The following is a 22,823-nucleotide window of genomic DNA, read 5'->3' on the forward strand; positions in this document are numbered from 1 at the left end:
CGCGCTTTAGCGGCCGCCGAAGCCCGGCAAACCGAACAGGCCCCGCTGCTCCTGCTGCGGCGGTGGCGGCGCCGGCTGCTGCTGCGGCGGAGGCGGCAGAGGCTGCGGCGGACGCTGCTGCACGGCCTGTTTCGGCGCGGCCTTCTTCTGCGCGGGAGGCGGCGGCGGAGGCGCGGGCTTGTTCGCCGGATCGGGCGCAGCGGTCGCGATGGTCTGCTGCGGCTCTTTGCAGTCGGTGAGCCAGATGTCGTAGATCGGATGCTCGACGCCGTGCAGGCCGGGGCTTGCCGCGTACATCCAGCCCGAGAAGATCCGCTTCACCTCGCCCTGCAAGGTGATCTCGTCGACCTCGACGAAGGCATCGGTGTTGGCGGCTTCCGTCGCCGGCCGCGTGTAGCAGGCGTCGGTCTTGACCCTGAGCGCGCCGAACTGGACGGTCTCGCCGATATCCTCGTCGAAATTGATGATGCGCCCGGTGATCTTGTCGAGGCCCGAGAAGGTCGCCTTCTTGTTCACGATCTTCTGGGCCGGCGGCTCGGTCACGACCTCGTCGCCCGGCTGCAGGCTCGCCGGCGTCTGCGGGACAGGGCCGCCCGGCACGCCCTTCTGCTGGGGCTGGCGCTGACCGGGGGCGCCCGGCGGGACGGCTCCCGGGGCATTGGGCGGAGCGACCGCCACGGGCGGCTGGTTGGGCGGCGCGGCGGCCGAGCCCGGCGGCGGCGCCAGCGGCTGGCTCTCGACCGGTCCCGGCATCACGTTACCCTGCCGTCCCTGCGGCGGCGGCATCGGGCGCGACGGCAGCACGCGGCCCTGCGGCGGCAGCGCGGGCACTTCCTCATCGTCGTCATCCTGAGGTGGCGGCTGTGGCTGGCCGCGCGGAATCGCACCCGGCGGACGCGGCGGCGGATCCGAGAAGATCGTGCCGATCTGCGCCTGCGCCGGCGGCGCAACCGTCAGCGCGGTGGCGGCCAGCAGCGCCGCAAGGCCTGTCAGGGTAAAGGTTTTAAACATCTCGTGCGGCTTCAACAGCGAATCGGGCTTGTTGGACATTCTACAGGGGATACCGCCGCTCGCAGGCCATCCGGTTAACACGCCGAATGCGGCGCGGAAAGGGCGGCATCCCAGCCCTGCCCGCCACCCGCTGGCCAGACCTCCCCCCGGATGGAATAGTCCGAACGGGTCTCTCCAGGGCCGAAACGGGCATTTCCCCGATAACCGACGCCCGCCCCTCACCCGAAACCGCAAGGCCGCTCCGCCATGCCCGTTGTGCTCGATCCCGATGCCGCCGCCGTCTACAAGGCGTTCCTGGAGGCCGACCGCCCCGCTTACGAGACCCTGACGGCGCCGGAGGCGCGCGCCTCTTACGCGCAGGCCCGCTTTGCCACCAACCCCGAACCGCCCGAGCTTGCCCGCGTCGCGCCGCTTTCGATCCCGGCGCCGCACGGGGCGATCCCGGCCCGGCTCTATGTGCCGAAGGAGCCGCGTCTGCAGAACGGCGTCTCGCCGGCCCTGGTGTTCTTCCACGGCGGCGGCTGGGTGATCGGCGATCTCGAGTCCCACGACGTCGTCTGCCGCCAGCTCGCGATCGAAGGCGCGATGATCGTGATCTCGGTCGACTATCGCCTGGCCCCCGAGCACAAATTTCCCGCCGCCGTCGATGACGCGATCGCGGCGACCCAATGGATTGCCGCCAACGCGCACGCGCTCGGCGTCGACGCCTCGCGCCTGTCGATCGGCGGCGACAGCGCCGGCGGCAATCTCGCCGCGGTCGTCGCACTCACCGCACGCGACGGTGACGGCCCCGCGATTGCGGGCCAGGTGCTGATCTACCCGGCAACCGACTTCGCCATGACGCATGGCTCCCACCGCGAGCCCGAGACCAGCGTGCTGCTGACACATTCGGTGATCCGCTGGTTTCGCGACCATTACCTCAATGGCGCCGCCGACATCCACGACTGGCGCGCTTCGCCGGCGCGCGCGCAGAACCTTGCCGGCCTGCCGCCGACCTATGTGCTCACCGCCGGCGCCGATCCGCTCCGCGATGAAGGCGCTGGCTATGCCGCGCGCCTCAAGCAGGCCGGCGTGCCCGTCACCACCAGGCACTTCCCCGGCCAGTTCCACGGCTTCGTCACCATGGGCAAGCTGCTCCGCCAGGCCGACGTCGCCATCGGCGAGATCGGCGCATGGTTGAAGGGATTGCGATAGTCACGTAACCCGACGCTTCACCGCTATGCTGTCCATCCTCAAAACCGTCTTCGCCATTCCCTTGCGCGCCCTGACATCGCTCGGCGACCAGGGCACGCGCGCCGTGGCGGCGATCGCCTTCATCGCGGTCGCGGTGCCGCCGCTCGGCGCGTTGCTGCGCCCCTACGTCACCGAGGCGATCCTCTGCCTGCTCTGCATCTCCTTCATGCGGGTCGATCTCGTCGCGCTCCACGGCCATCTCCGCCGGCCGGCACTGATCGCAAGCGCCACGGTCTGGACCACGATCGCCGTGCCGTTGATCGTCGGGCTGCTCGCCCATGCCACCGGGCTCGACACACGCTCGCCCGGCCTCCTCCTCGCGCTGATGCTGCAGGGCATGGCCTCGCCGATGATGGCAGCCCCCGCGCTCGCAGCGCTGATCGGCCTCGATGCCACGCTGCCGCTGGTCACGCTCGTCACCGCCACCGCGCTGGTGCCGTTCACGGCCTCGCTGTTCGCCAGCCTGTTTCTCGGCGGCATGCTCAGCATCTCCCCGTTCGTGCTCGGCACCAAGCTGCTCGCCATCCTCGCGGTCTCGCTGGTCGGCGCGACCGCGATCCGCTGGACGTTCGGCACTGAGGCGATCCAGCGCCACAAGCGGCCGATCGACGGCTTCAACATCCTCATCCTGCTGGTGTTCGCATCCGCGGTGATGGGCGACGTCGCGCATGACTTCGTCGCCGATCCGCTGTTCACGATCGGCGTCGCGCTGCTGGCCTTCGCGGTCTATTTCAGCCTGCTCGCCGTGACGACGCTGATCTTCCGCCGCGCCGGCTATGAGCGCGCCTTCGCGGTCGGCCTGATGGTGTCACAGCGCAATCTCGGCCTGATGCTGGCCGCGACCGCGGGCGCGCTGCCGGCCACGACCTGGCTCTACTTCGCGCTGACGCAGTTTCCGATTCACCTTGCGCCCTATCTGCTGACGCCGATCGCGCGGCGATTGACGGCACGGGCAGAGGCGTCCGGCGCGGCGGCCGCAAACAGCACGAGTTAAAGCATGATCCGGAAAAGTGCGCAGCGGTTTTCCGAAAAGATCATGCTCAAACAACTACCTAAAGCGCGATGATGATTCATCCTAATCTCGTCGCGCTTTAGGGCGCATTCTCATATCGGCTATCCCGCAGGTTTCGACGCACTGAAGATGTAGCGGCTGGTGCTGAAGAAATATTGGCCCGCTCCGGTCAGGCGCTCGAACTCGCCGTGCCAGGCGTTGAGATCGTCGGCCGAAACGTCGTTCCTGCGGCTGACGAAATCCCGGATTCCCTGCGCCAATCCCTTGCTGTAGGTGTCGTCATCGTACCGCAAATTCAGAATCGCAAAGACGGATGCTCCGTCCAGATGAAATCCCGCATTGATCAGTCTGGAGGCCATCGACCTGGGGAGCCGCGGATGGGCACAATGTGCTTCCCATGATTTCATGACCGAGGCCATACGCTCCCGGTTTTCAGAATGCCACACCACGGCATCCCAATCGGTTGCGACAAAAATCGTCCGTCCGCCCGGCTTCAGGACGCGAAATGATTCCATGAGGACGCGGTCGACGTCAGGGACGTACTCGGCGACCTGAGTGCACACGACGGCGTCAAACGATGCATCGGACTGGCCCAGTTCGGTCGCGTTGCCGATCGCATATGAAATCCACTCCGAAGCCTTCTGCCGGTTGCAGACGGCGATCAGGTCGGTCGACACATCGATGCCGACGACAGCACCGTCAGGCCCGACGAGCCGCGCCATGCTTTCACAGAGATAGCCCGGACCGCATCCAATATCGAGAACGCGCTCGCCGGCAGACAGATTGAGCAGCCGGATCGTCTCGGCGCGCTGGGCCTTCACATCGCTGGTGAGATAAAGTCTCTGGAGCCGCCTCGCGTTCTCATTGCTGTACTCCATCCCGCTCATCGTCGTTGCCTCCGTCGCGTGGCAAGTGACAGTCCCTATCCCGCCCGCGCCGCGCGTCGCAGCGCCTGCGGCGGCTGGCCGAAGGCGCGGATGAAGGCGCGCCGCATCCGCTCGGGGTCGCGAAATCCCGTCGTCTCCGCAACGAGCTCGATTGCCTCGCGCGAGGACTGCACGCGCTCGCGCGCAACCTCGAGCCGCAACCGTTCGATCGCCTTGGAAGGCGTCGCGCCGGTCTCGGCGGCAAAGGCGCGGGCGAAGTGCCGCGCGCTCATCCCGGCGCGATCGGCGAGATCCTCCACCGTCAGTGGCGCGTCGAGATTTTCGCGCGCCCAGGACAAGAGCGTGCTGAAGCGGCCGTTCGGCGTCTTCAGTTCCAGCAGCGAGGAGAATTGCGACTGACCGCCGCTGCGGCGGTGGTAGAGCACGAGCTGTCGCGCGGTCTGTTGCGCGATCTCCTCGCCATGGTCTTCCGTGACCATCGCGAGCGCGAGATCGATGCCGGCGCTGATGCCCGCCGACGTCCAGACATTGCCGTCGCGGGTGAAGATCTGGTCGGGCTCGAACTTCACCTTCGGATAGCGCGCCACGAATTCGCGCGTCCGGCCCCAATGCGTGGTGGCGCGGCGGCCGTCGAGCAGCCCGGCCTCCGCAAGCACATAGGCGCCCGAGCAGACGCTTGCGATCCGCACGCCGCGCTTGGCCAACCGCTGCACGAAGGCGAGCGTGGCCTCGCAGCGCGCGGCATCCGCAACGCCGGCGCCGCCCGCGATGACCAGCGTCGTGATCGCGTTCGCCGACTTGAAATCGCGCGCCATCATCTCGACGCCCGAGGAGCTGCGCACGAGCCCGGCCTGCGCCGCCAGCACGCGGAGCGCCAGCGGCTTGCCGCTCGCGCGTGCCGCGATCTCGAACACCGAGATGGGACCTGCTGCATCGAGCAATTGGAAATCCGGGAAGATCAGGATGCCGATCATGGGTCATGTCCGAAAGTGAGGGAATTACGCCATTTTGGACAGAAGGGCATCATGTCAGGTTGCGCGCGTCAAGCTCTTCATTGGAGGTTCTCATGTTGGCGCCGCTCCAGATCGGTATCTTGGTGTTTCCGCGCGTCACCCAGCTCGACTTCACCGGCCCGCTGCAGGTGTTCTCCATGCTTCCCGACGCAAAACTGCACCTGATCTGGAAGCGGATCGAGCCGGTGCCGAGCGATTCCGTCATGGCACTGACGCCGACCACGACCTTTGCGGACTGCCCGCAACTGGACGTGATCTGCGTGCCCGGCGGCGGTGGCACCAACGATTTGCTCAACGACGAGGAGGTGCTCGGCTTCCTGCGCAAGCAGGCCGAAGGCGCCAGCTATGTCACCTCGGTCTGCACGGGATCGCTGGCGCTCGGCGCCGCCGGCTTGCTGAAGGGCTACCGCGCCGCCACCCATTGGAGCGCGATGGAGATGCTCAGCCAGTTCGGCGCGACGCCGACCAGGACCCGCGTCTGCGTCGACCGCAACCGCATCACCGGTGGCGGCGTCACCGCAGGCATCGATTTCGCCCTCACGCTGGTATCGATCCTGCGCGACCGCACCACGGCCGAAGCGATCCAGCTCCAGATGGAATACAACCCCGCTCCGCCGTTCAATTCCGGCTCGCCCGACACCGCGTCGGCCGAAGTGCTGGCGTTGCTGAGGGAGCGCGGCGCACAGAACCAGGCGCGGCGGCTGGAAGCGGTGAAGCGCGCGGCTGAACGGGTGAACTAGCTTCCGCGCGCGTGTCCTGGACGCGCTGCAGCGTGCAACGTGGCGCAGCGTCCGGGCACGAGACTGGAGTTTGGCGCGAGCTGCATCAACGTCGTCATTGCGAGCGCTGCGAAGCAATCCAGACTGCCACCGCGGAAAGACTCTGGATTGCTTCGCAGCGCTCGCAATGACGGAGTGTGGAGCAGCAGCATTCGCTCCCCTCGTTTTCCGGACGCGCGGCAGCGTGCAACGCTGCTGCGCAGAGCCGGGACCCAGCAAGCCACGCGGGTCACTGCAGCATGGGCCCCGGCTCTGCAGCGCACCGCTGAAGAAGCGCTGCGCCGCGTCCGGGGCACGAGACTTCGCCACCAAAAGAAAAAGGCCGCTCGGTTTCCCAAGCGGCCTTTCCTGTCTCACGACGGCTGCACATTCACATCGGGCGATTTCGGAGCTTCCAGACCGGGGGCCTATCTCCCGATCGAGTCCTGGTCGGCGGCCGCTGCATTTCGGGACAGTCGCGAACTGTTGCCCGAACCGAACGCGATGGTCTCCCATCTCCGTAAGATGCGATCATTGAGCCGCATCGCTCGCGTCAACACAACGCCCGCGCAAGCGGCATCCCCGCTGTTCCCGTTGTCCACAGCGGCATGCAGCGGATGCCTGTGCATCCAGTCGAAGGTGGAAGACGCGCGAAGCGCCTAGCCAGGGGTCCAGGGCTGGTAGTCGCCGGTCGCCTTGGGACGTTTGCCGCTGGCGAGCGTCGAGCCGGACGGGCGATAGGCCTTCGCCGTGCCGGTGAGGTTCGGCTGGTGCGGCTTTTCCCACTCGCGGGGCTGGTAGTTGATCTCGGTCGGCGGGGTATCGACGACGTGATGAATCCAGCCATGCCACTCCGGCGGGATCCGGCTTGCTTCCGCATAGCCGTTGTAGATCACCCAGCGCCGCTCGAAGCCGAGCGTCGGATCGATCGCGCCGCCGCGGGTGCGATAATAGAGGTTGCCCTGCTCGTCCTGGCCGACCAGCTCGCCATAGCGCTTGGTCCAGAGCTGGGTGCCAAACGTCTGGCCACTCCACCAGGTGAAGAACTTGAGGAAGAATTGTTTCATTGCGGCAAGGGCCCTGCTTCGTCGGGTCCTGATGCCATCCGGACGGCAAAATGTCCAGTTCGCCGGGTGCGGCCGTCCCCGCCGCAAATGCGTGACCGCCGCAAATCGGACGCGATCCGTTCATGCCGGGTACAGCGCCCGCGTGAAAATCTCCCCGCACACGCGCACACCGGCGTGAACCCGGGAACCACAGCCCTTTCAAGCGGTTTTCTTCCGGGAAAAGGAGTTCGAACATGAACACTATGAGAGTTCTAGGCGCGGCGGCGACGCTGGCGCTGATTCTTCCATTGGCGACGCCGAGCTTCGCGCAGGGCCGTGGCGGTGGTGGCGGCGCCCATATTGGTGGCGGCGGCGCCCATTTCGGCGGTGGCGGCTTCGGCGGTGGTGGTGGCCCGCGCATGGGCGGCGGCGGATTCGGTGGCGGCCCGCGGGTCGCTGGCGGTGGCGCTGGTTTCGCGGCGGGCGCAGCGGTCCGCCCGGGCGGCGGTAGCTTCGCAGCCGGCGCGCCGGTTCGTCCCGGCGCCGGCGCTGCCTTTACCGGCGGCGGTCGCAACTTCGCAGCCGCGGGCAACAACTGGCGTGGCGGCGGAGGCAACTGGCATGGCGGTGGCTGGCATCGCCGTGGCGGCTTCTGGCCGGGCTTCGCGGCAGGCGCCGCGATCGGCGGCCTCGGCTCGTACGCCTATTATGGTGGCGGCTACTACGATGACCCCTACTACTATGGCGACAGCTATTATGACGAACCGTCAGTGGCGGTTGTGCCCGACAGCGGCGGCGATTCCTCCGCCTACTGCGCGCAGCGCTACAAGTCCTATGACCCGGCCTCGGGCACCTATCTCGGCTATGATGGCCAGCGTCATCCCTGCCCGTAAGCAGATCGACGCAACGCTTGAAGGAAAAGGCGCCGCAGCGATGCGGCGCCTTTTTCGCGCGCACCGTGCGCGTTGCTTGCGGCGTTCTGTACAAGTTGAAGCAATCGGACCTCTATTCACCGCACCGTGCATATCTATTCTGATCCAATCCAAAATTGACCCGACCCACGATTCGCGGATATCACCAATGCGGGGACTTCGATCTACTGGGAAATGTCATGCCGCGTATCCTCGTGGTAGATGACGATCCGATGGTCGGCGCGACCATCGAGGTCCTCCTCCAACGTCAGGGCTTCGACGTCACGCTGGCTGATGGCGGTGAAACGGGGCTTGCTGCGCTGGAAGCGCAGTCGTTTGAGGTGATGCTGGTCGACATCTTCATGCCGCATATGCGCGGCTTCGAATCCATCCGCATCTTTCACGAGCGCGCGCCCGCGATCCCGCTGATCGCAATGTCCGGCTACGCCTTCGCCTCCTCCGCCTCGCCTACGCCCGACTTCCTGCGCATGGCGCTGGAGCTCGGCGCAACGCGCTGCCTGCGCAAGCCGTTCACGCCGGATGCGCTGCTGACCACGATCCGGGAATGCCTCGGCGAGGCCGCACTGCCCAAGGACAAGAAAGAAGCCCCTTGATCCCCACGCAGCGCGTCATTCTCGGTGCCGGACTTGCCATCCTCCTGATCATCACCGCAGCCTCGATCGGACTCGACGTGAAGTCGCGGTCCGACACGATTTGGGTCAACCACACCGTCCAGGTGCTGAAGAAGATCTCGGATCTGCGCGTGCTGCTGCGCCGCGCCGAAAGCGCCGCGCGCGGTTACGAGATCTACCGGCAGTCGAGCTTCCGCGACGAATTCCAGGCGGTGCAGGCCCAGATCGCGCCGGCCCTCGCCGACCTCAAGCGCGGCCTGCGCGACAATCCTGATCAGGTCTCGCTGATGGAGGGCACCGAGCCGCTGGTGCTGCGCCGGGTCGAAATCGCCGCGGAGGCGATCCGCCTGCGCACGGCCAATGACCAGTCCGGCGTGACCGCACTCCAGGGCAAGGGCGAGGGTCGCGGCCTGATGGATACGGTGATGGCCAATCTCGACCGTTTGAGCGCGGAGGAAGAGCGGCTGCTCAGCGCGCGCTCGCAGGATTCACGCCGCACCGGCATCGTGCTGCTCGGCATCGACGTCGCCGGCGCGCTGGTGATCCTGCTGCTGGTCCTGATGGTGATGCGCGAGAGCCAGCGCACCCAAGTGGCGCTCAAGAGCACGCTGCTGGAGACGACGGCCGCCAAGGAGCAACTCGAGGCCGCGGTCGCCGAACGGACCGAGCACCTCGTCACCGCGCATGACGAGCTGCGCCTGTCGGTCAATGTGCTCCAGAGCACCTTTCACAGCATGGCGGAAGCGGTTCTGGTCATCGACGCCGACGGCACCGTGCTGTTGTCCAACCCGGCCGCCGAGCGGATGCTGCTGCATCGCACCGGCATGAATCTCGGCAATCTCCGGGCGCTGTCCGAGGTCTATCACGGCGACGGCGTCACGCCGATGATGGCCGACGAGCTGCCGTCGACGCGCGTGCTGCGCGGCGAGCCGTTCGAAAATCTGGAGATGATCGTCCGCCCGCACAGCGGCAATTCTCCGCGGCATCTGATGATCAGCGGCCGGCCGATGCGGGACGGACAAGGCGACATCTCGGGCGCGGTGCTGGTCTATCACGATGCCACCACCTCGCGCGAGACCGAGCGGCAACTGCACCAGTCGCAGAAGCTCGATGCGATCGGCAAGCTCACCGGCGGCGTCGCGCACGACTTCAACAACATGCTCACCGTCATCTCCGGCAACACGGAGACGCTGGTGGCGAGCCTGCAGCAGCAGCCCGAGTTGCAGCGCGTCGCGCGCCTGATCGACGATGCCGCCGAGCGCTGCGCCGATCTGATCCAGCACCTGCTCGCCTTCGCGCGCCGGCAGCCGCTGCAGCCACGCAATGTCGATATCAACGGCGCGATCACCGATATCGCAAAGCTCTTGCGCCCCACCCTCGGCGAGCAGATCCAGATCGAGACCGTGCTGGAACAGGGACCGATGGCCTCGCACATCGACCCGTCCCGGCTCACCAATGCCGTGCTCAACATGGCGATCAACGCGCGCGATGCCATGCCGAACGGCGGCAAGCTGCTGCTGGAGACCCACCGCGTGGTGCTGGACCAGGCCTATGCGCAGGCCAATGCGGACGTGGTGCCAGGCCCTTACGTGATGCTCGCGGTCAGTGACACCGGCACCGGCATGCCGCAGGACGTCCAGGAGAAGGCGTTCGAGCCGTTCTTCACCACCAAGGAGGTCGGCAAGGGTTCAGGCCTCGGCCTCTCCATGGTCTACGGCTTCGTCAAGCAGTCCGGCGGCCACATCAAGATCTACAGCGAGGAAGGCCACGGCACCACGATCAAGCTCTATCTGCCGCCGGGCGAAGGCGCGACTGAACTGGCGCCGGCCACACCTGCACAGGCCGAAGGCGGCGCCGAGACGATTTTCGTGGTCGAGGACGATTCCCTGGTGCGCAATTTCGTCACCGCGCAGCTCCAGAGCCTCGGCTACAACACGATCGCCGCCGCCGACAGCCGCGCCGCGCTGCAATTGATCGAGGCCGGCCAGGCCTTCGACCTGCTCTTCACCGACGTCGTCATCCCCGGCGGCATGAGCGGGCGCGAACTCGCCGACAAGGTGGCCACGCTCCGCCCGGGACTGAAGGTGCTCTACACCTCCGGCTACACCGACAACGCCATCGTCCATCACGGCAAGCTCGACGACGGCGTGCTGCTGTTGACGAAGCCCTATCGCCGCAACCAGCTCGCGGAAATGATCCGCAAGGCGCTGGCGGGCTAAGATCGTAAGATGGGTAGAGCGCAGCGAAACCCATCACCGTCGCCATACATTCATTGATGGGTTTCGCTGGGCTCTACCCATCCTACATGCGGTCACGCTTCAGCGCGTCGCCAGCACCACCGCGGCCAGCGTGAAGATCAGCGCCGCGATCTGCCCCGGCCCGAGCGGCTCGTGCAGGGCAATCGCGGATGCCACCACGCCAATCACAGGCACCGCCATCGTCCCGATCGCGGCGACCGAGGCCGGAAGCCGCGCCAGCGCCGCGAACCAGCTGACATAGGCGATGCAGAACTGCACCACGGTCGAATAGACCAGCAGCCACCAGCCGGCCGGCGTCACCTTGTCCAGATGCGTGGTCTCGACCAGAAGGCCGATGATCGAGATCGGCAGGCAGCCGATCCCGATCTGCCAGGCCGCGGCCGTGATCGGCGGCAGATGGATCGGGTACTTCTTCGAGAACACCGTGCCGACGGCAAAGCCGAGCGCGCCGCACAGCGCCATGATGATGCCCGGCAGCTTCTCCACGCTGGCGGCAATGCCGTTGCCGCCCATGATCGAGGCGAGGCCGACAAAGGCCATCACCAGCCCCAGCGTGCGCAGCACCGTCGGCCGCTCGCCCAGCACCGGCCAGGCGATGATCGAGGCCCAGACCGGCATGGTGTAGGCAATCAGCGCCGCCTCGCTCGCCGGCAGCCAGAGCAGCGCCAGCCCCATCAGCACCATCCAGCCGGTGACGTTGAGCACGGCGGCCGTCATCAGCCGCGGCCAGATCTGGGGCGCGACCTTCAGGCTATCCCTGCGAACCAAGGCGAGCGCGGCCAGCAGTACCGCGCCGAGCACGCCGGTCACCCCGCGGAGCGTGAGCGGCGGCAGCTCGCCGATCAGGAATTTCGTCACCGGCCAGTTGAAGCCCCAGCCGATCGAGGTGATGGCGAGGAACATCAGGCCGGCCGGGGCGATGCGCGGCCGCAGCCCCGGTTTGGTCGAATCAAGCATGTGGGTAGTCCGGCAAAATCGGGGTCAGCTTGGCGCGGATTCGGGCAGCCGACCACCACCTCGGCGGGCATGCCTGCCCTCAGCTTCCGTACCGCTACGTGAGTCCCGCAGACGCAATCCCATTGCCTAAAAATATACCTGCCCTGTGAACAGCGGGATGAAGGGGCCCCATCGTCACGGGGCGCAAATTTTTTCGGTTGGGAATCCCTGAGGACTCACTGATACTTGCCTCAACAACAGGTGTGGGCTTGCCCCCTGTTATCCCCCGCAATCCACCACATTTAGTATTTGATTCAGGAACTCGCACTAGTTCTTGACGGGCGCAACGGAGAGTCCTAGCTTTCGGTCCGTTCGGCGCGAGTGAGTTTGCGTCCCGCCGGCACTCCCCCAAAGGGTCTCGCAAATCGTCACTCCGCCAGCCAGCCAAAGGCAGCGGGATGAGGGCTTGTCTGCCCGCGAAACGCGGACTTTTCGGGCGCCAGAACGGGCCGGCAACAGGCTCGGATGGCAATTGGTTGAAGTGGCGTTGTGGGGCGTTGAACGCATGTCGCGCCCATCCCGTTGGGGCGGATGGGTGTGGACATGCCGGCGGATGATCGGTGCGCGCATCGATGAATCGCGTCGGGAGAAACTGGGCCGGATCCACCGGCTGAACTGCGGTACCTGAAGGTCAGACGGCCGGGAGGAACCGCGAAACGAAATATCGACCCGGCACGCCTGAACGGAGGCGGTCCGGTCAAAGAATAGGACGGGGCAAGACGATGCGGATTGAGCGGCGCCACACCACCACGGGACAGTCACCTTACGCCGGGATCGAGTTCCGGCTGACCACGTCGGAGATTCGCAATCCCGACGGCTCGGTCGTGTTTAAAATGGACGGCGTCGAGGTCCCGGCCGAATGGTCGCAGGTCGCCTCCGACGTGCTCGCCCAGAAGTATTTCCGCAAAGCCGGCGTCGCCGCGCGCCTGAAGAAGGTCGAGGAAGAGTCCGTCCCCTCCTTCCTGTGGCGCTCCGTGCCCGACACCGAAGCTCTTGCCGCTCTCCCTGAGAAAGAGCGCTATGTCAGCGAGCTCAGCGCAAAGCAGGTGTTCGACCGCCTCGCCGGCTGCTGGACCTATTGGGGCTGGAAGGGCAAGTACTTCTCCTCCGACGAAGACGCCCAGACCTTCTATGACGAGCTCCGCTACATGCTCGCCATGCAGATGGTCGCGCCGAACTCGCCGCAATGGTTCAACACCGGCCTGCACTGGGCCTATGGCATCGACGGCCCCGGCCAGGGCCATTATTACGTCGACCCCTTCACCGGCAAGCTGACCAAGTCCAGGTCGGCCTACGAGCACCCGCAGCCGCACGCCTGCTTCATCCAGGGCGTCGGTGACGACCTCGTCAACGAGGGCGGCATCATGGACCTCTGGGTCCGCGAAGCCCGCCTGTTCAAGTATGGCTCCGGCACCGGCTCCAACTTCTCCCGCCTGCGCGGCGAAGGCGAGAAGCTGTCGGGTGGCGGCCGCTCGTCCGGCCTGATGAGCTTCCTCAAGATCGGCGACCGCGCTGCCGGCGCGATCAAGTCGGGCGGCACCACGCGTCGCGCCGCCAAGATGGTCGTCGTCGACGTCGATCACCCCGATATCGAGACCTATATCGACTGGAAGGTGAAGGAGGAGCAGAAGGTCGCCGCTCTCGTCACCGGCTCGAAGATCAACCAGAAGCACCTCAAGGCGGTGCTGAAGGCCTGCGTGAACTGCGAAGGCTCGGGCGACGATTGTTTTGACCCGGAGAAGAACCCTGCCCTGCGCCGGGAAATCAAGCTGGCTCGTCGCTCGCTGGTGCCCGACAACTACATCAAGCGGGTCATCCAGTTTGCCAAGCAGGGCTACAAGGACATCCAGTTCGACACCTACGACACCGACTGGGATAGCGAAGCCTACCTCACGGTCTCCGGCCAGAACTCCAACAACTCGGTCTCGCTGAAGGACGACTTCCTCCGTGCGGTCGAAACGGACGGCGACTGGAACCTGAACGCCCGCACCTCCAAGAAGGTGACGAAGACGCTGAAGGCGCGCGACCTCTGGGAGAAGATCGGCTACGCCGCCTGGGCGTCGGCCGACCCGGGCCTGCACTTCAACACCACGATGAACGACTGGCACACCTGCAAGGCATCCGGCGACATCCGCGCGTCCAATCCGTGCTCGGAATACATGTTCCTGGACGACACGGCGTGCAACCTCGCCTCCGCCAACCTGCTGACGTTCTACAACACGACGACAAAACAGTTCGACGTCGCCGGCTACGAGCACCTCTGCCAACTCTGGACCATCGTGCTCGAAATCTCCGTGATGATGGCGCAGTTCCCGTCGCGCGCGATCGCCGAGCTCTCCTACGAGTTCCGCACGCTCGGCCTCGGCTACGCCAATATCGGCGGCCTCTTGATGACCATGGGCCTGTCCTACGACTCCAAGGAAGGCCGTGCGCTCTGCGGCGCGCTGACCGCAGTCATGACCGGCATCACCTACAAGACGTCGGCGGAGATGGCGGCTGAGCTCGGCACCTTCCCGGGCTACAAGAAGAATGCCGCGCACATGCTGCGCGTCATCCGCAACCACCGCCGCGCCGCGCATGGCGAGGCCTCCGGCTACGAGGCGCTCTCCGTCAACCCGGTGCCGCTCGACCACGCCTCCTGCCCGCAGGCTGACATCGTCACCCGTGCGCAAGTCGCCTGGGATGCGGCGCTCGAGCTCGGCGAGAAGCACGGCTATCGCAACGCTCAGACCACTGTCATCGCGCCGACCGGCACGATCGGCCTGGTCATGGATTGCGACACCACCGGCATCGAGCCCGACTTCGCGCTCGTAAAATTCAAGAAGCTCGCCGGCGGCGGCTACTTCAAGATCATCAACCGTGCGGTGCCCTCCGCGCTGCGCGCGCTCGGCTATCGCGAGAGCGAGATCGCGGAGATCGAGGCCTACGCCGTCGGCCACGGCTCGCTGTCCAACGCGCCCGGCATCAACGCCTCGACGCTGAAGGCCAAGGGTTTTACGGACGAAGCCATCGCCAAGGTCGAAAAGGCCCTGCCGACCGCCTTCGACATCAAGTTCGCCTTCAACAAGTGGACCTTTGGCGAAGATTTTATTCGCGACCAGCTCGGCATTGGCGCTGAAGCCATTGCCGCTCCGGGCTTCGACCTGCTCCAGGCCGTCGGCTTCACCAAGCGCGAGATCGAGGCGGCGAACGTCCACATCTGCGGCGCGATGACGGTCGAGGGAGCTCCCCATCTCAAGGCCGAACATTACGCGGTGTTCGACTGCGCCAATCCCTGCGGCAAGATCGGCAAGCGTTATCTGTCGGTCGAGAGCCACATCCGCATGATGGCGGCTGCCCAGCCCTTCATCTCGGGTGCGATCTCCAAGACCATCAACATGCCGAACGACGCCACGGTGGAGGACTGCAAGTCCGCCTACATGCTGTCGTGGAAATTGGCCCTGAAAGCCAACGCGCTCTATCGCGACGGCTCCAAGCTCAGCCAGCCGCTCAACTCGCAGCTTATCAGCGACGATGAGGACGAGGACGATGCGGTTGAGTCGCTCTACGAGAAGCCGATGGCGGCACGCGCGACCCAGGTCTCGGAGAAGATCGTCGAGAAGCTGGTCGAGCGCATCATCGTGATGCGCGAGCGCGAGAAGATGCCGGATCGCCGCAAGGGCTACACCCAGAAGGCGGTCGTCGGCGGCCACAAGGTCTATCTCCGCACCGGCGAGTATGATGACGGCCGTCTCGGCGAGATCTTCATCGACATGCACAAGGAAGGCGCAGCGCTCCGCTCCTTCATCAACAACTTCGCCATCGCAGTGTCGCTGGGCCTCCAGTACGGCGTGCCGCTGGACGAATATGTCGACGCCTTCACCTTCACCCGCTTCGAGCCGGCGGGCCCCGTGCAGGGCAACGACTCGATCAAGTACGCGACCTCGATCCTCGACTACGTCTTCCGCGAGCTCGCGGTGAGCTACATGTCGCGCTTCGATCTCGCCCATGTCGATCCGACCGAGTCGAATTTCGACGCGCTCGGCAAGGGCGTCGAGGAAGGCAAGGAGCCGGACGAGCCGGGCCACCAGGCGACCAAGCTGGTCTCGCGCGGCCTGACCCGCTCCCGCACCGACAACCTCGTTGTGATGCGCAGCGGCAGCGCTGCGATCGCCCAGGGCAACGACAGCGCCCCGGCCGGCGGCAGCAAGGTCACCGCGCTCGCCTCCCACGGCCCATCGGCCCGTGTCGGCGACGCCCTCGAAGGCGCCGTTGCGCTCAAGCAGGAAGCGGCCCACGACCTCTCCCCCACGGAGAAGCTCGAGGCGCTCCAGTGGAGCAAGGCCGGCAGCGCCGCGCAGGTGGTCCCCACCAAGGCCGAGCGCCGCGCCGAAGCCAAGGCCAAGGGCTACGAGGGCGAGATGTGCTCAGAGTGCGGCAACTTCACGCTGGTGCGGAACGGTACGTGTATGAAGTGCGATACTTGCGGCAGCACGACGGGGTGTAGCTGATACCAATAGCGCAAGCCGCCCGGAGGCATGGATGCCAGTTGCATTGCGCCAGGGCGGTTTGCGCTACTACTTCTTCTCAAACGTGGGGCAGCCGCCCGAACTGCCCCACGTTCACGTCAAAGGTGGCGGCCGGGACGCCAAGATCTGGCTGGAGCCGGCCGTCGCGATAGTTGACAGTTATGGCTTCAATCCGCGGGAACTTTCGAATATCCTGCGCGTCGTCGAAGACAATCGTGATCTTCTCCTGAAGGCTTGGCATGACCATTTCGGCAACTAGCGTTCGATTTGACGAACACACCATGTGGGTCGAATTGTCGGATGGCCGGACGCTCGGTATCCCGCTCGCCTGGTTTCTGCGGCTGCTGCATGCGACGCCCGACGAGCGCAGCCAGGTCGAACTCAGTCGGGTCGGGCTGCACTGGGAAGCGCTCGACGAAGATATCTCGATTGCCGGCCTCATCGCGGGACGCGGCGACGTCACTCGATCCACGGAACACGCCGCCTAGGCGACCGACCCGCAACTACCAATTACGGTGAGGCTGCTGGACTGCATTAAGTTCATTCGCTATCGCCATCCTGCCGGACGTCAATTAGGTGCACGGTCCCGTCATGCGAAATGCCACACGTGAATGGATGGGTTTCGCAACCTGCGGCGCCTGGCAGGTGACGGAACCAATCGCCCTCCATTTGTTTTGAGATACGCTGACTCCGGTCGTGACGAGTGGAGAGGCGAAAATGTTCCTGACGGGACTTGGCGCGCTGCTCATCTTTGGCGGACTCCTGTACATGGCACGCGCCACGATTTGGCGGGGACCACTGAGCGGTCGGGATTCGCCTCGGCAGGTTCGCGATACGCTGGAACCGCCACGCCGGGGCCTAGGATTCCTTGGAATCGGATCGAACTGGCCGGGGATTCTTCTGATGGCCACCGGTGCAATGCTGATTGCGTCAGGCGCCAGCTTCTAGGCTTGGCCCGAGGGCCAGCACAGCTCGCAGAATGGATGAAGCGACCTGTCCGCCGGAGCTCGACGAGCGAAGGCGGACTTGTCTCGCCGAAGCCTCGCGAGCGCAGGCGGAAGCGATACCCATCATTTGGCATGATGGGTTTCGCCAGTGTCCCAACCTATCCTGCGTTCGACGCGCCGTTGTGCCGTCAGTACTTGGGCGTCAGTACCCTGACTTTGTGCCCGAGCCGGTGGTTGACTTCGTGCTCGCGCCGGTGGTCTGACCTGGAGCGTTGTTCGCTGCACCGGAGCTGGTCTTCTTCGAGGCCTTCGCGGAGTGCATCGCGTGATGCTTCTTATGTCCAGGGGCGTAGCTGGAAGCGCCCGGCTCGCCTTTCTTGGAACCAGTTTGCTGCATCTCCTGACCTGGCGCCTTGCTCGATACGCCCTGAGCAAACACGGCTGGTGCTGTCGCCATGACAACGGCCGCAGAGAGCGCAATGATCTTTGCTTTCATGTCGTCCTCCTCCAAGAAGCCCACTTCAATGGAACGAAATGAACCAACGCCCGTTCCCCTGAACGAACGTTCATGGTGAGAACAGCCTGCTCAATTCGGCCGAGGATGGTCATGACCCGGCAGGATGGCCCGCCGGTATCCAGCAAAATCTCACCACATGACCGCCACGCCAGCGACAACCCACAATCGCGATTTCAGCGCAAACGCGACGGAGGCTTGCGGCTTCAGCGATATTCAGGAGCCATTTGCAATGTTGAGTGCGGTAGAAAATAAGCAAACAGGAAAATCCGGCCGGCGCGGCGGGAAGAAAAAGGCCGGGCAACGGACCGGAGCCGGCGAGCAACACGCAACTGCAGCGCATCAATTGCCGGATGCCTCGGCGGAGATCAGCCAAGAGAACAATCAAGAGAACAATCAAGAGAACAGGCAAGAGACCAAGCAAGAGAGCAGGCAAGAGGTAGAGACGAGCCGACAGATCGGTGCGCAGGTTCCCTCGGCTGCAACCTTGCCGTCCGGGATAGAGATCGCTGCAAGCGCGCCCGTCGCACCGGCGGAACCCTCCCCGGCCAGCACGCAGGCGATTGCCGATGCCTATAGCGACTACATCAGGACGTCGCTTGAGCACGCCTGGACCTTCCTGGGAAAGCTCGCGACGGCGCGCTCACCCGTCGAGGCCCTTGAGCTTCAGATGGCGTACACGAAGGAGGCATGCGCTTCGTTTGTCGCCGAGTCCCAGAAGATCGCCGAGCTGCATGAACAAATGACCAGACAAAGGGTCATGCATTTCGAGGGGTTCGTGGCCAGACTCACCCAGACGACGCTCGAAATCCGCGCAACACGTCACTAGCGGCAGCTGCGTATTCCGAGCCGCGCGGCTGGAAGCCCGTAGATAGAACCCTTGCGAAACCCGTCATTCGATCATCGACGTTGATGGGTTTCGCTCCGCTCGACCTATCCTGCGAACTGCGCTTGCGCAGTCGCGGAGCCGACCCGCCCTCCAACCCACCCTTGCGAACTAAGGACCTTTCGATCAAGGGATCGGATCGATGAGTTCGCCTTCCAAAGTGCATTGCATGAGAATGTCGCCCGTCTGGGTGGTAGCGACTTCCACGAACGGGAATCGTGATTGGCCGACCAGGAAATCCGCGTGCAGAGTCGTGTTCGACGTATAGGAGCCTCCCGAAGCCACGGAGGGTCCCACCGGCATGGGCATCACCCGCGTCATCCCGTTGGCGGCACTGCTCGTGGTTGAAATGCGCAAGGTTGCCATGCGCGCGGGAGCAGACGACACGACGTTGCAAGCGACATGATGGAGCAGCGTGAGCTTGTCCGTCGGCAATTGCGAGAAGACGGCTGGGCAGGAGGCCCCAGCGGGGCAGTCGATGACGATGGTCTCGTCGTAGTAGCTCCCATATCTCGTCGGCCCCGCATGGGCCGGGTTGGACATCATCAATGCGATGGCGGCGGCAAAATAAATCAAGCGGGCAAACATCGGACCTCCCCTGCGCGTCAAAACCTCTCTTTGTCGGTTCCAGTCTCGATCCGGTTCAAGGGACATTCGCCTGCGATCCATGACGCGCGAGGCAATAACCCGCCGCCTGGCTACGAACCACCATTCGGTGTCGGCGCCTCGATCCGCCCGCCGGCGAGGCCGCCACAATTTCTCCTTCGCACGCGCGTTGTGTTGGACAACGGTGAGGCCTATCCTTCCCAAGATCGGACTGCCGCACTCCCATTAGCGCCCGACCGGATGGAGCGTGCATCGGTGCCTGAAGCTGATAACCCCAAGCCTGATATCGAAAAGCCTGATATCGAAAAGCCTGATACCCAAAAGCCTGATGCCCCCAAGCCGAACGAGGGGCGCGCCGATGGCGGGCTGGCGCGGGCCTATGATCAGATCAAGAGCGCAGAGGAAGACCTTGCGCGGCTGGACCGGCTGGTTTCCGGAATGGAGCACGGCGGCGAAGGCCCGCGGGCGTCGCAAGCCGGCGCCGCTGCGCAGGCGGCCAAGTCCTCTGACAACAAGACTCCTGAGAACAAGCCTCCCAGCCTCAAGGCGGCGGTTAGCAAGGCTCGCAATCAGGGGCTGAAGGAAGATCGGACCATGCTGCGTGCTCTGGTTGGCCTCGTGCTGGCGATCGGCATTCTCGGTGCGGCCTTCGCTTCGCAGTATCGCGACGAGGCCAAATCGATCATGGCGCGATGGGTTCCGACGGCCGCGAACAAGCCCCCGCAAGCATCCGCGGTTGAAAGTCCGGCACAGCCTCCGGCCGTGCGACTGGCTGCTGCGGATCAGCCCGGTCCAGTGCCCGCGCCGCCGGCCGGCAGGGAAACGGAAAGCGCTCCGGGATTTGACGCTTCAAAAGCCGACGCTCCAAAACCTGACGTGCAAAGACCTGACGTGCAAAGACCTGCCGCCACAGCGCCTGACCAATCGTCTCCCGATCTCGCGCAATCGCTCAAGACCATCACAGGCGAGCTTGCGAACATCAGCGGAAAGCTCGAGCAACTGAAAAGCCGCAACGAGCAGGCGCTGCGCGAGCAGGCCGACACCATTCAACAGCTCAAGGCGGCGCAGGAGAAGGTTGCGGCGGACAATGCGCGCCTCGCCGCGCAGGTCCAGGCGCTGCAAACGCAACCGACGGCTCCATCCGCGTCTGCACCCGCGAAACCCGTCGTACGGAGCGCGGTGAGCAACGACACGGCTCCGCCTGCACGGCCGCACGCGCAAGCGGCCGCCCCCCGGCGGCCCATGCCTCCGCCGCGAAGACCCTGGATGCCCCCACCCTATATGATGGACCCCTACGGCGATCCGGATTGGTGAGCCCGCAGGGCGGTTGATTGCGCACGGCGGCGAGAACGCCGTGCAGCCCGGATGTCGCTCACGCTCCACCCGGGCTGTTCGCTGTTCACCGCTCATCGTTCGCCACCGCATTTCGACGCGCTTGTCGTTCCGCTTATCTTGCAGCTTGCCGCGCCGCCCTCCTCGCAACCCAGCGCGCGCGAAACTGTGTCGCGGCACGAAAGGTCCGCGGTGCGACGACCTGAAATGCCAAAGAGGCGATTCCAGCGACCACCCCTTTGACCACGTCGAAAGCGAAATCGGGTCCAAAATACTCCCACATGACCCTGCCTCCTTCTCGCGAAGGCTCCGCCGGGCTGGAGTGGGCAGATTGCGAACATGAAAAAGGCCCCGTCCTTCACCGGCGGGGCCTCAAGAAAACTCCTGCGCGCCTTGTTCAGCGCACGCGAAATCTCTCGGTACACCCGCTCATGGTGGACTCGATGAACCAGCTGCGAAGCATGGCCGTGCGATGAAAAACGCCCATAACGATCACCCAGTCATTGCGAAATACGGAGGCGTGCGCAATGCGAAACGTGCACACGGGGGGCCATGTGGCGGCAGATAACCAGACAGGACGGCCGCCGTCTGTGGGCCAATTCACAATTGCGGTATGACTTTTTTTGGGCGCCGTGCGACTTAGCCCCTGCCGCTGCGCCAGCCAGAACCCACACAGTCAGCCGGAATGTCCGCTTCCATGAATTTTTGGTCGACAGCATCGTTCTCGCAGCCCTGATCGCTGGCCATGTCCGGAAGAAACCGAAATCTTTTCCCTCGCCTGCGCAGCGTCAGGAGGGGCGCCCGGTGGGCACGAAAGAAATTCTCGCGCGCACCGCGCATGGTTCGGATCGCTGCCGGCACGGCGATCCTGCTTGCCGCCCTCGCCCTCCTGGACATTGCCTACCACGTCATCCGCAAACCCACCGAGCTGTTCGTCTTCGTCGGCAATGCCCTCGACAAGGAGCCGGCCGAGAACTGGCGGCAATACGGGACGCTGTTCCGCACCTATTCCACCGCGACGATCACGCCCGAATTGCTGGCCGCGCTGGCGCAGATCGAGAGCTCGGGCAATCCGGTGGCGCGGACTTATTGGCGCTGGCGATGGAGTTTTAATCCGCTCGCGATCTACCGGCCCGCCTCCAGCGCCGTCGGGCTTTACCAGATGACCGATCCGGCGTTCGCCGAGGTCTCGCGGTTCTGCATCCGCGGCAACGCAGTCACCGAGACCGGCTGCGGGATGACCAGCCTTTACACCCGCGCGATCCCGAGCCACGCCATCGAGCTGGCATCGGTGTATCTGGATCGCAATGTCGCGCTGGTGCTCTCGCTCGCGGGCGATGCGAAGGCGAGCGCGCAGCAGAAGCAGGATCTGGCTGCTTTCATCCATCTCTGCGGCGCGGGTCCCGCCACGGCCTATGCGCGGCGGAAATTTCAGATGACAGCCGGCGAGCGCTGCGGCGATCATCTCGTTGCGAGCTATGTCGCCAGGGTCAACGCGATGAAGCGGCAGTTTTTGCGGCTTGCGGCGGGGGATGGCGGTTAGCCGACGTGCGTAGCCCGGATGAGCGCAGCGATATCCGGGGTATTGTCTCAAGCTGCGCCGGTCCCGGATGTCGCTTCGCTCATCCGGGCTACGGGGCACCGATCAATTCAGTTCTGCAGCCCTCACCACCAATACGGCCAGCGCCACGCCTGATAGCGAATATACGACGGCACCAGCGGCGGGCCGTAGGGATCGACCCGGTCGTCTTCGGGGCGATAGCGATAGCGCGGGATAACATAGTAATCCCACGGCGTCGGCCTGAGCACCGGGACGTCCACCCTCAGCCGAGGTTCGGCAACGACGACGGCCTTCCGCGTCTTGGCTTCGGCACCGGATGTTCCCAGGCCCGACAGCAGCAGAGCTGCTCCAAGCGCGCAGGCGACGGTCATTTTCTTCATGCATTGGTCTCCTTCTGCCGAAGAGTGCAAAAGGACGCCTGGCAAGGCAAGTCAATTCGCTGTAGTGCGCGTAGCCCGGATGGAGCGAAGCGCAATCCGGGGTCTTTGCCTCAAGCGAAATGAACTGCACCCCTGTAGTGAGACACGATAATCAGGGACAGGTGCCTGCCGCTTGAGGCGGCAGGGCGGGTTGATGGGTTAGGGGCGGGTTGCGGGGCTGCTGCGCAGCAGCCCCGCAACCTGGTAGATTTGCTTCGAACTCGGCGGGTGGCTGGTAGGCCAGAGCCGAGTGAAGCCTTTGACGATTGTACACCTCTTCGATGAAGGCGCCG

The 22,823-nt window shown here is 64.9% G+C and carries 20 protein-coding genes; 12 read left to right on the plus strand and 8 right to left on the minus strand.

What is annotated here, in order from left to right; translation table 11 throughout:
• Positions 1-6: 6 nt before the first annotated feature.
• The gene (locus RAD16_RS05880) at positions 7-1,050 is read right to left on the minus strand and encodes a DUF2155 domain-containing protein (RefSeq protein ID WP_458156920.1); all 1,044 of its coding nucleotides are present in this window, start codon (positions 1,048-1,050) and stop codon (positions 7-9) included.
• A gap of 207 nt (positions 1,051-1,257) precedes the next feature.
• Between RAD16_RS05880 and RAD16_RS05885 the strand changes: the two genes are divergently transcribed.
• Both RAD16_RS05885 and RAD16_RS05890 read left to right on the plus strand, forming a co-directional pair.
• Positions 1,258-2,205, plus strand: coding sequence for an alpha/beta hydrolase (locus RAD16_RS05885; RefSeq protein ID WP_458156921.1), 948 nt, complete (start codon positions 1,258-1,260; stop codon positions 2,203-2,205).
• A 25-nt stretch (positions 2,206-2,230) separates the two neighbouring features.
• On the plus strand, positions 2,231-3,238 hold the full coding sequence (locus tag RAD16_RS05890) for a Na+-dependent transporter (RefSeq protein WP_458156922.1): 1,008 nt from the start codon (positions 2,231-2,233) through the stop codon (positions 3,236-3,238).
• A gap of 119 nt (positions 3,239-3,357) precedes the next feature.
• Here the strand turns inward: RAD16_RS05890 and RAD16_RS05895 are convergent, their stop codons facing one another.
• A complete protein-coding gene (locus tag RAD16_RS05895) occupies positions 3,358-4,143 on the minus strand; it encodes a methyltransferase domain-containing protein (RefSeq protein WP_458156923.1) in 786 nt (261 codons plus the stop codon).
• 35 nt (positions 4,144-4,178) lie between these two features.
• A complete protein-coding gene (locus tag RAD16_RS05900) occupies positions 4,179-5,117 on the minus strand; it encodes a GlxA family transcriptional regulator (protein WP_458156924.1) in 939 nt (312 codons plus the stop codon).
• 92 nt (positions 5,118-5,209) lie between these two features.
• Between RAD16_RS05900 and RAD16_RS05905 the strand changes: the two genes are divergently transcribed.
• On the plus strand, positions 5,210-5,896 hold the full coding sequence (locus RAD16_RS05905) for a DJ-1/PfpI family protein (RefSeq protein ID WP_458156925.1): 687 nt from the start codon (positions 5,210-5,212) through the stop codon (positions 5,894-5,896).
• A gap of 677 nt (positions 5,897-6,573) precedes the next feature.
• Here the strand turns inward: RAD16_RS05905 and RAD16_RS05910 are convergent.
• A complete protein-coding gene (locus tag RAD16_RS05910) occupies positions 6,574-6,981 on the minus strand; it encodes an NADH:ubiquinone oxidoreductase subunit NDUFA12 (protein WP_458156926.1) in 408 nt (135 codons plus the stop codon).
• Positions 6,982-7,214: 233 nt separating this feature from the next.
• Between RAD16_RS05910 and RAD16_RS05915 the strand changes: the two genes are divergently transcribed.
• From RAD16_RS05915 to RAD16_RS05925, 3 genes are all read left to right on the plus strand, one after another.
• Entirely contained in the window at positions 7,215-7,853 is a 639-nt protein-coding gene (locus tag RAD16_RS05915) for a BA14K family protein (protein ID WP_458156927.1), read from the plus strand.
• 218 nt (positions 7,854-8,071) lie between these two features.
• Entirely contained in the window at positions 8,072-8,485 is a 414-nt protein-coding gene (locus RAD16_RS05920; protein ID WP_008137870.1) for a response regulator, read from the plus strand.
• On the plus strand, positions 8,482-10,722 hold the full coding sequence (locus RAD16_RS05925) for a CHASE3 domain-containing protein (protein WP_458156928.1): 2,241 nt from the start codon (positions 8,482-8,484) through the stop codon (positions 10,720-10,722). The genes RAD16_RS05920 and RAD16_RS05925 overlap by 4 nt, the downstream gene beginning before the upstream one ends.
• A 99-nt stretch (positions 10,723-10,821) precedes the next feature.
• On the opposite strand, the gene RAD16_RS05930 is transcribed toward RAD16_RS05925, so the two are convergent.
• Positions 10,822-11,718: a DMT family transporter gene (locus tag RAD16_RS05930; RefSeq protein ID WP_458156929.1), complete on the minus strand. Its 897-nt coding sequence runs from the start codon at positions 11,716-11,718 to the stop codon at positions 10,822-10,824.
• A 761-nt stretch (positions 11,719-12,479) separates the two neighbouring features.
• Here RAD16_RS05930 and RAD16_RS05935 point away from each other — a divergent pair.
• From RAD16_RS05935 to RAD16_RS05945, 3 genes are read left to right on the plus strand one after another with little or no spacing between them, the layout of a single operon-like run.
• Positions 12,480-16,247 carry a vitamin B12-dependent ribonucleotide reductase gene (locus tag RAD16_RS05935; RefSeq protein WP_458156930.1) on the plus strand — a complete coding sequence of 1,256 codons (3,768 nt, stop codon included), beginning with the start codon at positions 12,480-12,482 and terminating at the stop codon, positions 16,245-16,247.
• 31 nt (positions 16,248-16,278) lie between these two features.
• Positions 16,279-16,524 carry a DUF4160 domain-containing protein gene (locus RAD16_RS05940; protein ID WP_458156931.1) on the plus strand — a complete coding sequence of 82 codons (246 nt, stop codon included), beginning with the start codon at positions 16,279-16,281 and terminating at the stop codon, positions 16,522-16,524.
• Positions 16,505-16,753, plus strand: a complete 249-nt coding sequence (locus RAD16_RS05945) for a DUF2442 domain-containing protein (RefSeq protein ID WP_458156932.1) — start codon at positions 16,505-16,507, stop codon at positions 16,751-16,753. Before RAD16_RS05940 ends, RAD16_RS05945 begins: the two co-directional genes overlap by 20 nt.
• Before the next feature lie 661 nt (positions 16,754-17,414).
• Here RAD16_RS05945 and RAD16_RS05950 read toward each other — a convergent pair.
• Entirely contained in the window at positions 17,415-17,708 is a 294-nt protein-coding gene (locus RAD16_RS05950) for a hypothetical protein (RefSeq protein WP_458156933.1), read from the minus strand.
• A 157-nt stretch (positions 17,709-17,865) separates the two neighbouring features.
• Between RAD16_RS05950 and RAD16_RS05955 the strand changes: the two genes are divergently transcribed.
• Entirely contained in the window at positions 17,866-18,555 is a 690-nt protein-coding gene (locus RAD16_RS05955) for a phasin family protein (RefSeq protein ID WP_458156934.1), read from the plus strand.
• 183 nt (positions 18,556-18,738) lie between these two features.
• On the opposite strand, the gene RAD16_RS05960 is transcribed toward RAD16_RS05955, so the two are convergent.
• Positions 18,739-19,200 carry a hypothetical protein gene (locus tag RAD16_RS05960; RefSeq protein ID WP_458156935.1) on the minus strand — a complete coding sequence of 154 codons (462 nt, stop codon included), beginning with the start codon at positions 19,198-19,200 and terminating at the stop codon, positions 18,739-18,741.
• Between the two features lie 258 nt (positions 19,201-19,458).
• On the opposite strand from RAD16_RS05960, the gene RAD16_RS05965 reads away from it, so the two are divergent.
• Positions 19,459-20,532 carry a hypothetical protein gene (locus tag RAD16_RS05965; RefSeq protein WP_458156959.1) on the plus strand — a complete coding sequence of 358 codons (1,074 nt, stop codon included), beginning with the start codon at positions 19,459-19,461 and terminating at the stop codon, positions 20,530-20,532.
• 763 nt (positions 20,533-21,295) lie between these two features.
• Positions 21,296-22,093 carry a transglycosylase SLT domain-containing protein gene (locus tag RAD16_RS05970; RefSeq protein WP_458156936.1) on the plus strand — a complete coding sequence of 266 codons (798 nt, stop codon included), beginning with the start codon at positions 21,296-21,298 and terminating at the stop codon, positions 22,091-22,093.
• A gap of 122 nt (positions 22,094-22,215) precedes the next feature.
• On the opposite strand, the gene RAD16_RS05975 is transcribed toward RAD16_RS05970, so the two are convergent.
• A complete protein-coding gene (locus tag RAD16_RS05975; RefSeq protein WP_458156937.1) occupies positions 22,216-22,491 on the minus strand; it encodes a hypothetical protein in 276 nt (91 codons plus the stop codon).
• Positions 22,492-22,823: the final 332 nt, after the last annotated feature.

It is taken from the genome of Bradyrhizobium sp. 18BD (assembly GCF_054185225.1).